Source organism: Paenibacillus sp. PvP094 (genome assembly GCF_040546835.1).
Lineage (GTDB): Bacteria > Bacillota > Bacilli > Paenibacillales > Paenibacillaceae > Paenibacillus > Paenibacillus illinoisensis.
Genome location: NZ_JBEPOM010000001.1, coordinates 5,910,251 through 5,925,792 on the forward strand (window position 1 = coordinate 5,910,251; position 15,542 = coordinate 5,925,792).

The 15,542-nt window shown below is 48.6% G+C and carries 11 protein-coding genes; 4 read left to right on the forward strand and 7 right to left on the reverse strand.

Features of this window, described 5'->3' with window-relative positions:
- Positions 1-166 precede the first annotated feature (166 nt).
- A complete protein-coding gene (locus tag ABIC22_RS26685; RefSeq protein WP_354485057.1) occupies positions 167-5,365 on the reverse strand; it encodes an S-layer homology domain-containing protein in 5,199 nt (1,732 codons plus the stop codon).
- 492 nt (positions 5,366-5,857) lie between these two features.
- A complete protein-coding gene (locus ABIC22_RS26690) occupies positions 5,858-7,414 on the reverse strand; it encodes an ABC-F family ATP-binding cassette domain-containing protein (RefSeq protein WP_095287476.1) in 1,557 nt (518 codons plus the stop codon).
- A gap of 160 nt (positions 7,415-7,574) precedes the next feature.
- Here ABIC22_RS26690 and ABIC22_RS26695 point away from each other — a divergent pair, with 160 nt between their 5' ends.
- Positions 7,575-8,027 carry an SET domain-containing protein gene (locus tag ABIC22_RS26695; protein ID WP_095287477.1) on the forward strand — a complete coding sequence of 151 codons (453 nt, stop codon included), beginning with the start codon at positions 7,575-7,577 and terminating at the stop codon, positions 8,025-8,027.
- A 178-nt stretch (positions 8,028-8,205) separates the two neighbouring features.
- Here ABIC22_RS26695 and ABIC22_RS26700 read toward each other — a convergent pair whose 3' ends face one another.
- From ABIC22_RS26700 to ABIC22_RS26715, 4 genes are read right to left on the reverse strand one after another with little or no spacing between them, the layout of a single operon-like run.
- Complete coding sequence (locus ABIC22_RS26700) at positions 8,206-8,817, reverse strand: DUF1349 domain-containing protein (RefSeq protein WP_354485060.1); 612 nt, start codon at positions 8,815-8,817, stop codon at positions 8,206-8,208.
- A gap of 29 nt (positions 8,818-8,846) precedes the next feature.
- Positions 8,847-10,190: a dihydrolipoyl dehydrogenase family protein gene (locus ABIC22_RS26705; RefSeq protein WP_354485062.1), complete on the reverse strand. Its 1,344-nt coding sequence runs from the start codon at positions 10,188-10,190 to the stop codon at positions 8,847-8,849.
- Positions 10,191-10,224: 34 nt separating this feature from the next.
- Positions 10,225-11,739, reverse strand: coding sequence for an osmoprotectant update ABC transporter permease/substrate-binding subunit OpuFB (gene opuFB, locus ABIC22_RS26710; protein WP_354485064.1), 1,515 nt, complete (start codon positions 11,737-11,739; stop codon positions 10,225-10,227).
- Positions 11,732-12,736, reverse strand: a complete 1,005-nt coding sequence (locus ABIC22_RS26715) for an ABC transporter ATP-binding protein (protein ID WP_354485066.1) — start codon at positions 12,734-12,736, stop codon at positions 11,732-11,734. Before ABIC22_RS26715 ends, opuFB begins: the two co-directional genes overlap by 8 nt.
- 220 nt (positions 12,737-12,956) lie before the next feature.
- Between ABIC22_RS26715 and ABIC22_RS26720 the strand changes: the two genes are divergently transcribed.
- Both ABIC22_RS26720 and ABIC22_RS26725 read left to right on the forward strand, forming a co-directional pair.
- Positions 12,957-13,319, forward strand: a complete 363-nt coding sequence (locus ABIC22_RS26720; protein WP_154893412.1) for an iron-sulfur cluster biosynthesis family protein — start codon at positions 12,957-12,959, stop codon at positions 13,317-13,319.
- Positions 13,320-13,583: 264 nt separating this feature from the next.
- Positions 13,584-14,360 (forward strand): M15 family metallopeptidase, encoded by a 777-nt coding sequence (locus ABIC22_RS26725; RefSeq protein ID WP_354485068.1) that lies wholly within the window; start codon positions 13,584-13,586, stop codon positions 14,358-14,360.
- Between the two features lie 146 nt (positions 14,361-14,506).
- Here ABIC22_RS26725 and ABIC22_RS26730 read toward each other — a convergent pair whose 3' ends face one another.
- The gene (locus ABIC22_RS26730) at positions 14,507-14,746 is read right to left on the reverse strand and encodes a hypothetical protein (protein ID WP_127536043.1); all 240 of its coding nucleotides are present in this window, start codon (positions 14,744-14,746) and stop codon (positions 14,507-14,509) included.
- Between the two features lie 131 nt (positions 14,747-14,877).
- On the opposite strand from ABIC22_RS26730, the gene ABIC22_RS26735 reads away from it, so the two are divergent.
- Positions 14,878-15,510 carry a nitroreductase family protein gene (locus tag ABIC22_RS26735; RefSeq protein WP_354485070.1) on the forward strand — a complete coding sequence of 211 codons (633 nt, stop codon included), beginning with the start codon at positions 14,878-14,880 and terminating at the stop codon, positions 15,508-15,510.
- The last annotated feature ends 32 nt before the right edge of the window (positions 15,511-15,542 follow it).

Genomic DNA, 15,542 nt, shown 5'->3' on the forward strand with positions numbered 1-15,542 from the left:
GTGTTGGGGGTCAATTTCAATCATTTTATAACATTTATCAGTTTCGCTGATAAAGGAACAATATGTACGAACTCACTCCATCTATGGTCATGCAAAAAAGACTTACTAAGACCTTCAATCCAGGTCTTAGTAAGCCTTTTTCTCCTACTTCGTTATATTGTTTCCGTCAGTTAGGCCACACCAATTTGTCCATCATGGCGTACACAAGCGCAGCCGATTCAGCACGGGTCGCTTCGGCAAGCGGCTTGACCTCGTCGTTGTACCCGCTAACGATACCAAGATCCACTAAAATGGCCACACTGTCCCGGGCATATGAACGGATTGCAGAAGCATCGCGGAAGCGAGCAAGGCTATCCGTGGAAGCCGATTCAAGTTCGACCAGCCCTGCTACCTCCAGAGCTCTTACCGTTAGCGTCATCATTTCCTGACGGGTGATGGTGTCTTCAGGCTTAAAGCGCCCATCTCCCGTGCCGCCAGTAATGCCAAGCGAGCGAGCGGCATTAACTGCTTCGTAGTACGAAGCGTCAGAACTTACATCCGAGAACGGAATGCCAGGCGCGCCATTCAAGCCGAGTGCCATAGTCAGCCACTGCACGTATTGACCGCGCGTCATCTCCTGTTTCGGATGTAATTGACGTTCGCTTCCGTTTTCAGTTGCATCCATGACGCCGCGGACAGCCAGTGCCTCCAATGCATTCTTGGCCCATGGCACCTCGGCAATATCTGCGAATTCCTGCTGTACAGATACGGCTGCATAATTTCCTGCTGCCGACGCTGCGGAGAATGCTACCTCCCTCTTCTCTTGATCGTAACGGCTTTGCGGCAACGGGGCTGCCACATGGTTCGCATTCCACGAGAAGGCAACGATTCTATCTCGCTCTGCACCTTGCAGCGTTTGGTAAGGCAGGTGAAGATTCAGCTCATGTGTTTCTGGCCAAGCATCGCCATCCAAAACGAGTTCAAGGCGTACTCCATGCTTCGTTCCAAGTTGATCGGCGACTGTTTTGGGCAGCTCCATGCGGATGAATCGCACCTTAGCCAGTTCGTGGCCTGCCAAGTCTTCTGTTGACAGCGTCGCAGGAAGTTCTAGTGTTCCCAGTTCCGTAACGATATGGAACACACGCGATTCGCCTTGATCCGCCAATGCCGAGGCTGGCAGTGTCAATTCATAAGTGCTTGCCCCTGAGACTGGCTTCTGCCGAAGTTCGACCTGACGGAGACCTTTACCCGTAGAAGGTGCAGCTTGGAAGGCTTCTTGGATTACAGAAGCATCTACTTTCGTCTGCACGACCCCATCCTTATCTGCCACCCCTTGTAACTCAAGAATGGAACGATCCTTTTGTGGTTCAGGTTTTGGCGAAGAATTCCCTGGTGTTGGAGTACCAGACCCCGGTTGTCCTCCGGAATTGCTCGAGCCTCCGTTAGAATTTCCACCTGAACCATCGGAGCCGGATCCGCCCGGGGAAGGCGTATACGCTGGTACGTACACCGTTAAGGGCTGGGTCAAGGCTTTGCTGTTATCCGAGGTTCGAGTTACCTCCAGTTCCAATGTCACCGCAGTTTCCTTGGATGGCGGCACGATTGTTCCATCGATTTGAATGACGGATGGTAACGAGCTTGCAGCGATCTTTACTATAAAGCCTTGCGGTACGACCGGCAGTTTTAACTGCTTGGCACCTGCAGAAGGCTCCTCCAAGGTTGTAATGCGTGCAGCCACATCAGCAGCGGTCTCTTCAGCGGTACGCACTAGATAAGCAGTAGATAAACCACGAATGGTACGCCCCGACGCGTCAAAGGCCTCCACTTTGTAATAGTAATCGGTGCCAAGACGCAGCCCGCTGTCGATGTATTCCCGCAGACTGCCGCTGTAAACGACATTATACTCCCCCTGCTCCTTGTTCGAACGGTAGAGCTTGTAGCTTGCCGCACCCAACTGAGCATCCCAGCGAAGCGTAGTACTCGTTGCATCCGCTATTTCAGCATTCAGCCCAGCCGTGTTGTCCATCGGTGGAACTGCACCCGGCTTGGCGATCACGATCCAGCTAATCAACGGGTCCTGTGATGCCGTATTACGCACCGTCAGTTCAAGCTTATTCTCCGTAACGGCAATACCTGTATGAGCTCTGACATTAGCAGGCGTATACGTCACCGACCCCATGTTATTGCCGTTAATCAGGAAGTTTGCTCTGCGGGACGTATTGGTCCACGGATCGTTAAATCCTGCGTACACATCATAAGTTCCATTCGGCACTTCAAAGGTGTAGGTGAGATCGCTGCCCTTGGGTGAATTGCTCACATTGCCACCGTTCAAATAGCGCACGGTGGAGTAAATATCCCCGCCAGCTGAGCCGGATGGCAGTGCATCAGCACTAACATAACCCCAATTCCGTCCTTCTGCCGGGGCATACTGCTGGTCAGCCGTTCCCGGATTGGCAAGCGAACCTTTCATATATTCACCCATTAGTTTGTAATCAGCCGTTTCGTAGCCGCCACTGTTCACGAAATAGAGCGCGTTCTCCGGAATGACATATACGCGGACCGCCTGTTTCTTGTTGCCGTACTCCGGTGTCGTTACCTGCAGCGTAATCGGTCCCGGTTTGGCAAAATCCCCTGCAGTCATCGCCCGGTTATCCACCGTCCATACTGCTGATGTTGGCACAAGCGAACCTCCATCCCGCACATTAACCGTTGTTGGCAGAGAAGGCACTTTCCCCAGAGGCACGGCCTCAGGCAGCGGATCAGCGATGTCCACTTTGCCCATTGAATTCAGCAGATCTGGTGTCCAGCTGTCATACCATTTTATTGCGATGTCAGATCCAATGCCGAACTCAATCGGTAAGAACACATATTTTGCACCATCATTCGAGAAGTTGCCCCCGTTCCACGTATCCCCCACGTAAATGAATTTCCCTTTTTCCGGGTCAACCGGAATGACCGATGTAGTCTGCGTGCCGAAGGCCTTGCCTGGATCAGGATCGCTCGGCAGCGTACGTATGAATGGATTCGTCATCGTGGACCATGGACCAAAAATGTTGTCCGCCACAGTTACCTTGTTTTCGTTCGGGGACCATCCTGATGCACCGGAGGTCAAAATGTAATATTTGCCTTGATATTTGAACATGGCGGGTGCCTCGCGTTGTCCACCCGGGAATACTCTGACGTAATCAACGCCGTATTCCGCCTGATACGTAGCATCTCGCACTGGATTGCCTTTCTCATCCGTGAGACCTTGCTTATGCCAGCCTGTAACATCACTGTAATCTTCGTTCAGTTTGGAGATATACAGTGTCAGGTTTTCCTCGCTGGAGTAGATGAGATATCCGGTACCATCCTCGTCCTTGAACAAAGTCATGTCACGCGCCATGCCCCGATCGCTTGGGAAGTAATCTTTCTCCCCTTCCGGGGCTCTATCCATCCGATAGCTCTTCTGGTAAACGAACGGTCCTGTAGGCGAATCGCTAATGGCATAACCCGCCTGCGCCTTTCCGTAATTAGCATTATCGTTGTAGGGATCCTTGTCTCCATCCATATGAGCCCACATGACGTACTTTTTCGTTTTGTCGTTATAGATGACCTTCGGTCGTTCAATGATCCGCCCTCTGCGGATATCCGCCCAGATGTCCACCTTGTCTTCACGTCCCGCGTACAATTCGGAAATTAACGGATCCGTTTCGAAATCATCCATGGATTGAATCATCGTGAGTGCCATGCCTTCATCCGTCCAGTTCAGCAGATCTGTCGATGAATACACACGGATGCCAACGGCTGGCCATCCTCCCGTATGATATTCCCCATACCAGTAGTACTTTTCTGTCTGCTCATCGTAGAAAAAGCCAGCCCCATGTGCATCGATAGGCTTGCCATCCAGATCCGGCCATAACTTGCCCGGTGTAAAGCTCGTGCGAATTGTGGCAGCACTCAGCGGTGCAGATGCAGGAGAAGGAACGCCATCCACAGTTGCCTGAAGAATATAATAATATCCTGTGCCCATCGTCAGGCCGCTATCGTTAAACGTGTTAGCACTGCCGCTATAGACCTCCTGATACGTACCGCCTGCACTGGTGGCCCTGGATACGGAATACGTCACTTCGGAACCGGGCAGTGCATTCCACCCCAGGGTAATCGACGTACTGGTTACGTCCGAAACGGTAAATTCAGCGGGGGAATCCATCAAATACGTCGTCACCTCTGCAGCTGTATATTCGGACTCTCCGGCGGCATTGAAAGCCGTTACCCGATAGCTGTAGCCTTGGCCGGATGCAAGACCTTGATCCGTATAATTGAGTTCCTGGCCTTCGTACACCTGCTCATATTGCTCACTGCCCGCCTCAGAACGGACGATACGGTATCCGGTTGCCTTATCCACAGCTGGCCAAGACAATTTCACACTGGATGTATTCAGGGCCAGAGCCTTCAATTCTCCTGGAGCCTGCGGTGCGGTAGCTGCTGTCCGAACCTCAAGCGGTGCCGACCATAACGACTCCGTCATTCCCCCGTATTCGTAGGCGAGCTTGTAATAATAGACCGTATCGGTGATTAAACCATCGTCTACATAACCCAGTGATTCGGTATCCGCCACCAGGGAATATCCCGCTTCAGGCGAGGTGGAACGATACAGGCGATAGCTGGTCGCACCTGCTGTCTCGGTCCATTGCAGCGAGACCGAGGATGACGTCTGCCTATCGGCTGAGAGCACAGCATCGTTTCCTGGCGGCGGCTCGGCGATGATTACGTCATCTGCATGAACGGATTGCCAGCGATTTCGTATGCCGATGCTGCCTGCACTGTATGTCGTATCGATCAGATCGAATACCAAGCGATTTGCTCCGTTTTCGACGATGTACCCGCGAATGGAAGGTCCTGACAGTACTATTTTCAGGGTATACCATGTGTGTTTGGCAAAAGAATAATCCACTGACTTTAAGGTTGTATCCGCTCCATTCACCCGCTTGGAGAAGACGAGTTTATTGGCTGGAACCTGCATTTGAAAATAATAAAAATTGCTCTTATCCTGAAACCGCGGCAGCATTCCCGGATATCCCTGACCATCTCCTGTGTAAAAGCGCATGGACACCGTCATGTCGGACATGATGTCGCCGGTGGAGATGATGCCTTCCCCGGTATCGCTCTGAAAAAGCGTCTGGTTCGATGCGTCTGTAGGATCTGAGCTTACCTCCCATAGACCTGAGCTTACGTTCCATGCGGGTGATTCCGAGAAATCCCCATCAGAAAAATCGTCCTGCAGCAGCGTCCCAGGCATGTTGTAAGCATCAGCATATGTCTTGCCTGGCAGCATCAAAGGTCCGGAAGATAACACGAGCGTAGCAGATAACATGAATATGAGCGGCTTTCTGATTTTATCCAATATCCATTCTCTCCTTTGCCTCGGAAAATGAAAGCATGGTCCTGATCACACGGTGCTGTTATTCGGCATTACCTGTGTATCCAGCGCGCGGTAAGGCGTTTCACCTCCTCCATTTAATGAAATCGGTTTCATTGGAGGGCAAAAAAAAGACCTGTCTCCCCTGCTAAGTGCAATGATCCCAATACGGATTACCGTGTCTTCTTTGCCCTAAGTAGTGAAACAGGTTGCTTATGTCATGTGAATGTAAGTGCTTTCTCGCATTATATTATCGCCTTATTGACGCTGTCAACCGCATCACCACTCGAACATTTTTCGCAGAACCACGCAAAAAAACACGCATCCTGCCTGCTTCCGCAAGCAAAATACGTGTTCTTTATTAGTGGTTCGAGCTTGTTCGCAATTGTGCTCATTTGGCACCATGTAACCGGGGCCAGAACGGATGTATTCTCTGATTGCGACAAGCCTCACCTTTTTATTTCGACAGACATTAATTTAGAATACTTTGGTTGTCCACGATTCGCAGTTCCATGTTTCCGTCACAACATCACGATAGAATTCCGGTTCGTGCGAAATCAACAGAATGCTGCCTTTGTAGGCTTTGAGCGCGCGTTTCAGCTCATCCTTGGCATCCACGTCCAGATGGTTCGTCGGCTCGTCGAGTACAAGCAGGTTGGTTTCGTTGTTGATCAGTTTGCACAGACGCACTTTAGCCTTTTCTCCACCACTCAGTACAGCAACCTTACTCTCAATGTGTTTCGTGGTCAGTCCACATTTCGCAAGTGCAGCACGAACCTCGAATTGTGTATAGGACGGGAACTCCTGCCAGATCTCTTCGATACAGGTATTGTAGTTCGCATCCTTCATTTCCTGCTGGAAGTACCCGATCTCCAGATGCTCCCCGCGCTGAACTGTTCCTTCCAGGGCCGGAATTTCACCCAAAATGCTGCGCATCAGGGTGGTTTTACCGATTCCGTTTGCACCCACGAGTGCAATCTTCTGACCACGCTCCATACGCAGATCCAGCGGTCTGGACAGTGGCTCGTTGTACCCGATCACCAGCCCTTTGGTTTCAAAAATAAGCTTGCCGGATGTTCTGGCATCACGGAAGTTGAACTGTGGCTTCGGCTTCTCCTTGGCGAGTTCAATCACATCCATTTTGTCGAGCTTCTTCTGTCTGGACATCGCCATGTTGCGTGTCGCCACACTGGCCTTATTACGTGCAACAAAATCCTTCAGATCGGCAATTTCCTGCTGCTGACGCTTGTAAGCCGATTCGAGCTGCTGCTTTTTCATTTCATAAACTTCCTGGAAGTGATCATAATCACCCACGTAACGGGTCAGATCCTGATTTTCCATATGATAGATCAAGTTAATGACACTGTTCAGGAATGGAATATCATGCGAGATCAGAATAAATGCATTCTCATACTCTTGCAAATAACGCTTCAGCCATTCGATATGCTGTTCATCCAGATAGTTCGTCGGCTCGTCGAGGAGCAGAATATCCGGCTTTTCAAGCAACAGCTTGGCGAGCAGCACTTTGGTCCGTTGACCACCGCTCAGATCATTAACGTCCTTATCGAGACCGATATCCGTCAGACCCAGACCGCGTGCAGTCTCGTCCACTTTTGCATCAATCATATAAAAGTCCTGGTTGGTCAGGGTATCCTGGATGGTTCCGACATCCTCAAGCAGCTGCTCCAGTTCCTCGGGAGTAACGTCTCCCATCTTGCCATACATCTCGTTCATTTCCTGCTCCATGTCGAACAGGTATTGGAACGCACTACGCAGGATATCACGAATGGATTGTCCCTTGTTCAGCACGGCATGCTGATCGAGATATCCCACGCGCATGCGCTTGGACCACTCGACTTTGCCCTCATCGGGCTGGAGCTTGCCAGTAATAATGTTCATGAAGGTGGATTTACCTTCACCATTGGCCCCAATCAGTCCAATGTGCTCGCCTTTCAACAGGCGGAAAGATACGTCGTTAAAGATAGCACGGTCACCAAAACCGTGACTTAATTTTTCCACATTTAATATGCTCATTCATGACACCTTTTCTATATAGACTTCATTCCTGTATATTATAATCGTTATAACCTGCACAACTCAACGCCATATTTGCCTTATATGCATGAATCGGTTAAAATTTGGCCTTAAACTACTATAGAACGGAGCTCTCTCAAGCGAGCATCAGGTGAACATTATGATTGAAGTAAAACAATCCAAATTGGGTGATGGCGAATTTAATCGAGGGGTTTTTGCCACAGTAGATATTCCCAAAGGCCAATTGATCCATCAGGCCCCGGTTGTCCCTTATCCCAACGAGGACCACGAACATGTCGAAAAAACGATCCTGGAGGATTATGTATTTGAGTACGGTGCCAACCACACCGCCATTTTGCTGGGATACGGCAGCTTGATCAATCATTCGTACGAGCCCAACGCAACCTATGATATCAACTTTGAAAACCATACATTTGACTTCTATGCTTATACAGATATCAAAGCGGGCGAAGAGATCCTGATCAATTACAATGGTGAAGAAGACAACATGGATCCGTTATGGTTCCTGGACGATTATGAAGAACGGATGCGTGAGCTGAACGAAGCTGAGGAACGTAACGAAGAGAATGGTGAGAACAACGAAACGAAGTAATTTGGGTGTAAAAAGTAATCCAGAGACAAGACAGAATAATCGCAGCGTCACATCTCGCGGAAATCCTGCTGAACATTCTGTCTGCTCCCTTCTCCAGAACGTAAACAAGCAAGCCTTCCACACAGGAAGGACTTGCTTGTTTGGCATAGAAAGAACCGTTCAACGTTTGCTTCCGTTCTCAATCCAGTATCGGAGGATCGGTGTGCAAATCCTCGTCAGGTGTCGTTGTTCTCCACTTCGTAAATGCCACCTCAAACCCTGCACGCTTGGGTGAACACAGAAACGGACCCGCCTGCTTGTCCGCCGGATAGGCAAAACGCGCCACCCGAATGGTTCGCCAAGGATGTTCGTCCGTACGCGCCCGAATGACTACCGCTTCGTTGTGGTAAGAAGCTCGAATGGTAACCTTACGTCCACCCCATTCCGGAACGGGAGATAGCGACCAGTCCGAGAAGTGATCCGTTACCACAGCGCCGACATGAACGACCCCATCGTTCACTTCTACTCCAGCCTTGATCCATTGTTCGCGACTGTGCCAGAGCATTAAACCTGCTTGATCATAAAGTTCAGTAAAAGAGCTTAGATCAAACGTTATCTCGACGGCTTCTTTTCCGTCCCACGGCGACAGAAGGGCATGTCCATTTTGGTGACTGAATCCGTAGAACGTGTTCTCCCAAAAATCACTGCCTTCCTGTGCCTCCACGATGAAACGTTCTCCCTCTGTACGGGTTGCAACCGGTTCAGTGGTCCATTTGGCATCTGGTGTACCCAGAAATTGTGCTGCAGACATGTTTTCAACACCCTCCCATAATCAAAACGTCAAATTAATGAGCCCAAATCCGATGCAGCCGTAGGATATGCAAAATTCATGGTGCTTAAATGATCCGCTGTCAGTTCGAACTGAATGGCCATGGCAAACAGGTTAATCAGCTCTTCGGTCTCGCTGCCGAGTACATGGGCTCCCAAGATGCGTCCTGAGTCGTTGTCGATCACCACTTTGGCCATGGCATACTTCTCATTTGTCCGTTTATAAGTATACCATTGCGACATGTCATTTACCTTCACCTCGTAGCCTTCCTCCTGCGCTTGATCCACGCTAAGACCAACAGAGCCAAGAGATGGTACGGTAAACACGATGGACGGCATAACTTTGTAGTTCGGCTCAGCATGATTGCCCTTCAGCAGATTCATGGCGACAGCCCGTGATTCCTGACCAGCCAGAGGCGTTAGAGGAAGCCCCTTCGTTGCAGCAACGTCACCGGCTGCATATACTTTGGGGTTGCTGGTGCTTTGTAAATACTCATTCACGGTAATACCTCTCTCACTATAACTGACCTTCCCCTTTTCCAGTTCCAACCCATCCACGTTAGGGATACGTCCCGCTCCATGCACGACCCTTCCACCATGCCACTGATGATCGGCTCCGTTCCGGGTACCACTGACCACGAAGGTCTCCCCCTGTTTCCGAATGGACTTCACTTCCGCGTTCAGATGAACGTGAATGCCGATCTCTTCCGATTTTCGAACCAGCAAGTCAACAAGCTCCGGATCAAACTGCTCCAGCGGCCGTTCTCCCCGGTGGATAATGTGTACCTCGCTTCCTGCTCTTGCAGCGATGTGGGCAAATTCAAACGCAATGTAACCTCCGCCCACCAAAACCAGTTGATTCGGAAGCTGATCTAGTTCCAGAAAATCATCGCTGTAAAGAAGATGTTCTGAGCCATCTATTGGGAGCGGTGCAGGCTGCGCGCCTGTTGCAATCAGAATATGTTTTCCATGCAGCACTTCATCTCCCACACGAATGTGATCTTCATCTACAAAAGAAGCCTTGCCATGGAAGGTATCCATGCCGGCCTGTTTGAATTTATCCTCGCTGGCTCTCGGAATGCTCTCCGTAAATGTTCGTTTGAAGGCCATAAGTTCCTGCCAGTTTATGGTCGTTCTTCCCTGAACACCCTTCCCCAGCATTCGTTCATTCCAGTCGATCAGTTCAGCTGCTCCCGCTAATACTTTCTTCGGATCGCAGCCTCGCAGCGCGCAAGTTCCGCCAAATTCACGCTCATCAATCACGGCTATTTTCCAACCAGCTTCAGCACAGCGAGTTACAACTGAATTCGCTGCACTTCCGGTTCCTATTGCGATTAAATCGTATACATGTGTCATGAATTGTCCCTCCTGTTCTCTTTCCCATTGAAAATTATAGTAAACCCGCCTTCTGTAAATAGTCGGACGCTACCTGCTCCGGACGGGCTCCATTCACATTGACCTCATAATTCATCTGACGCATCTCATCATCTGTAATGCGTCCCGCCAGCTGATTCAGTATCTCGATCAGCTGCGGATAGGCATCTGCCGTCTCCTTGCGCAGCAGCGGAGCTCCCTGATATGGCGGAAATAGCTCCTGATCATCTTCAAGCACCACGAGATTATACTGCCTGAGCTCACTGTCCGTGGAATAGGCATCAACCAGATTAATATCACCTCGCTGAAGAGCTGCATATCGAAGTTTGGGTTCCATTGTGGCGACATTAGGAAACTGAATGCCATATTTCTTCTGTATCCCCAGATAACCGTCCTCACGGTCCGAGAATTCCAGTGTGAACCCAGCCTTAATCTGCTTCTGGGCAGACTTGAGGTCTGATATGGTTTTCAGGTTATATTGGTCTGAAACCTCCTGAGGGACCGCCAGCGTATATGTGTTGTTGTAATTCATCGGGTTCAAGAGCACCATACCAAATTGGCTAAGCATTCCGTCTCTTGCCTGTTCATAAACCTGCGTGCGATCCGTATTAACAGCCGTTTCCTTCAAGAATTCTGATATTGCTGTACCAGTAAATTCGGGGTAGATATCAATGTCGCCGGATCGTAGAGCATTGAACAAAAACGGTGTTTTCCCCAAACCAGGTTTCAATTCAACCGTAAGATCTGTATGCTCCTCAATCAGCAGCTTGTACATGTTAATGAGAATCTCAGGCTCTGCACTCAGCTTACCCGCAATGACCAGATCCTTCTGTTCACTGCGGGATAGTAACGGAATGGTAATCACAAGTATAGCGATCAAGGCCAGTGTACCAAGTGTACCCACCGTTTTTCGAAAAGACAGCCGTTGGAACTGCCTAAGCAGGACATCGAACAAAATCGCCAGTAATGCTGCCGGTATCGCTCCTAAAATAATAAGTGATGTATCATTACGATCGATCCCGAGCAAAATCAGATCACCAAGACCACCTGCGCCAATTAATGCTGCTAGAGTTGCGGTACCCACGATAAGAACCATTGCCGTACGAATCCCTGCCATAATGACAGGCGTTGCCAGCGGCAGCTCCACTTTGCTCAAACGCTGACGACTATTCATGCCCATCGCATTGGCGGCTTCAATCATGGAAGGGTCCACTTCGGTTATCCCTGTATAAGTATTGCGGAGTATCGGAAGCAGGGCATACACCACTAGTGCAATAATCGCTGGTACTGTACCGATACCGAACAGCGGAATGAGCAACCCAAGAAGAGCAAGTGATGGAATGGTCTGCAAGATAGCCGTAACACCGATAATCGGTTCAGCAACTTTGGGTTTTCGGGTCAGATAAATGCCGAGTGGAATTGCAATGAGAACGGCGAGAAACAGGGCGATAAATGAAATCTGGACATGCTCCAGAAGAGCAGTTAACAGCTGTCCTTTGCGCTCATTAAATACCTCTGAGAATTTACTCATGGGTCTCACCCCGCTCTTGCAGCTGACCAGACCAGTACCTCAGTACATCCGCCCTGCTCACTTGTCCTACAATCTGATGATTCTTCTCAACCAGCAAGGTATCGTATGCATCCAAGACATCTAATAAATCCATCAATGTCATAGAAATCGGTACCGCTGTCTTGGCAGACTTCGGAACATGGCCTGGTGCAATAGGTGTCATAATCGATTCAAGATTGAATTTTGACTGAGTATGAGAAGACAAGTGCACGCTATGATCTTGAATTACATCTGTGCCAGGACTTCCGACAAAATGACGTACAAATTCATCCGCGGGGTTCTGTAACAGCTCTTCAGGTGTTCCCACCTGCAGTACTTGTCCATCCTTCAAAATACATATGCGATCCCCCAGCTTCATGGCTTCTTGTATGTCATGCGTAACAAACACAATCGTTTTCTTCATCTGACGCTGAATCTCCAGAATATCGTCCTGCAATTTCTCCCTGCTCATCGGGTCGAGCGCACTGAACGGTTCATCCATAAGTACAATCTCCGGATCTGCAGCCAGTGCCCGCAGTACGCCAATCCTTTGCTGCTGTCCTCCCGACAGTTCTGCTGGTTTGCGATCACTGTAGATCTCTCCGTTTAAACCCACCATATCAAGCAAGTTATGTACCCGTTCATGAATCTGGGCAGGCTTCCATTTTCTCAATTCAGGAACAACAGCGATATTTTCGGCAATCGTCATGTGCGGAAACAAGGCGATCTGCTGCAGTACATACCCGATATTCCAGCGTAATTCGTGAATGTTAAATTCATCGATTGGCCGCTCCTGGATACGAATCGTTCCATCCGTTCGTTCAATCAGGCGATTTATCATTTTGAGCATCGTCGTTTTGCCGCAGCCGCTAGGCCCAATCATGACCAATAGTTCGCCTTTATTGATTTTGAGGTTAACCTGATGAAGAGCCTGGGTCCCATCAGGGTATTGCTTGGATACATTTTCGAATTCAATCATCCGTACGCGTCTCTCCTTTATTAACCTTTCATTCTCATCTATTTCCCCAAAAGAACACCCCAATAATCATTACCTTTGACGAAGACCTTCTTCATATCGCATGGGACGTGTAGAAATTTATTTGCTTTGATTTTGGGGCAAAGTGGTATAATGAAAGGAGACCTTAATTTTCTATCATTTACATTTCAGGACCATTTTCAATATATAAGGAGTGAGCATTATGCATATTCAAATTACAGATCTGGCTGCAGCGAGATTAACTGAGAGCTTGAATGACCAACCTGGCTACTTCAAAGTGTTCTATGACACTGAAGGCTGTGGCTGTAACGGAATTCTGGTCCTCTTGATTGTAGATGAACCTGCTGCACTGGATGAGCAGATCGAGACCAACCTGGTTCCATTCTATGTTGATCCGAAACAACAATTAAATCTCGAACAGCATATGAAGCTGGATACGGAGGAAAACTATCCTTCTTTCACGTTGAGCAGTGATTCCGGTGTACTTAGCAGCAACGTTCGGGTTAGGGATACGCGAGCTGTAAATGCGGGAAAATCCAGTGCACCTGATGCATGCATGCTGTAAACAAGAACCGTTCATTTTCTTAAACAATCGTTGAACATTAAATATCCAGATAAGCAAAGGCTCTGCACTGAATGCAGAGTCTTTTTTTGTGTTCCTTTTGGCCAAATGAACGAAACTATGAATCTCGCATGATTTGTTTACAACTCGGAAACAATTGGAGAACCTCTGGATATAATCCTCTAGTATACTCGGTATATAGAAAAGCATGTCTGGAATCTATCGGATGCAGCATGCCAGAGATTCATTAACCCGAGGAGGAACATCATGAAATCATCTACACGCAAATCTATCATATCCACTCTACTCATAGGCTCTGTCGTAGCAGGCGCTGCCTTCACTGCCTTTCCCTTTGTACCATCCATGACGCCAGTCGCATCGGCTGCAAGCTCCAGTTTCACTCAATTTTTGCAGGATAACGCGCCAAGCCGCACTGTTAAAACAAGCAGCAGCGGTCTCGCAACCGTAACGAATCTATCCAGCACCGTGGTACTCGTGAACAAAAAAAGAAATCTGCCTTCAACCTATGCACCAAAAGATTTGGTTGTACCGAATATTCCATTCAGCTTCTCCGGCTCCAGTCCGAAGAAACAAATGCGCAAGGTCGCTGCTACCGCGATTGAAAAGCTGTTTGCAGCAGCCAAAAAAGACGGCATTGATATCAAGGCCGTATCGGGTTACCGCTCCTATTCCACACAAAAATCGATTTTCGAACGCAATGCAAGTATCAAAGGTGAAGCCGTGGCCAATAAGACAAGTGCCCGCCCAGGTCAAAGTGAACATCAAACCGGGCTTGCCATGGATATCTCCAGTGCATCCGTCGGCTATGATCTGCAGCAAAGTTTCGGGAACACCAAAGAAGGCAAATGGCTGAAAGCCAATGCCCACAAGTACGGATTTATTATTCGCTACGGCAAGGATCAGGAGAAACTGACCGGTTATTCCTATGAACCTTGGCATGTGCGTTACGTTGGGGTCTATATCGCTGGGGAAATTACAAGTCAGAAACTTACTCTGGAACAATATCTGGAGCGTGCCAAATAACGAAGAGGTTGCTGTATACTGAGGAAAAAATGAATGAACCAGGAGCCGGAGCCCGGAAGGGGGCATTCTGCTCCTGCATTCTGCACGATAACTACATGGTGCTTATGGTTAAGACATCATACGTTTCTGCAGCAACATTTTTATGATCAAAAACTGACCATTCTTTTGACTGCGAGAGGCAGTCGTTTCAAACCTTCGGTTCCCGCCCAGGAACCTGCTCCTGCCAGAAGTGCATTGTGACACAAATAAAATGCAGCATGGTAGGCAAGCGTGCCAACGATGATTTCCATGACCAAAAATCGCTTCAGTGTGGAGGATTGAATGACATATACCTTGAATTCGTGATAGGAGCTCTCCCTCCTGAATCTGGTGATGAACGTCCTCATGTTTCACCTCTACTGTTTTTATTTAAGGTTATGGCCCTTTAGTCTTGTCTTATTCGAAAATAATACTTACCAAAAGTAACCAAGCGTGTTATAGTCAATTTATACTTTATACATAAGCGAGGTAAACCACCATGAGTGCACTGGAAAACTTGGTCAAAAGCCGTAGATCCGCCGTTATTTTTGAAGAAGGTATCGAAATCCCGGATGCCGATTTGCAGCAGATGTTCGCGTTAAACAAATTTGCCCCATCAGCCTTTAACCTTCAGCATACCCACTACCTGGTCTTGACCGACCCGGCCCAAAAAGAAAAAGCATACGAAGCCTCACAGCAATACAAAGTAAAAACAGCCTCGGCTGTCATCGTTGTTCTGGGTGATATCAAGGCTCACCACCACATCCGCACGATTAACGAAGGTTTACTGCATTTGGGTGTTCTCAATCCGTTTGAATATGAACAGGAGTCCCAAAGTGTGTTTGATTTCTACGAAGCCCGTGGAAGTGTGTTTCAGCGTGAAGACGCCATTCGTAATGCCAGCCTGTCGGCGATGCAGCTGATGCTGATTGCACAGGATATGGGATGGGATACGTGTCCAATGATTGGTTTTGACGCCGATGAACTGCAGAGCAGTCTGGATGTTCCCGAACATTACGTTCCTGTCATGATGATTACGATCGGTAAAAAGTCAGAAGCCAAACAACGCCCACGCGGCTATCGCAAACCCATTAACGAGTACGTCAGCTTTAATAAAATGCATGCAGAGTAAAATCATTCAAATAGATTTACCAAAAAAGCCAC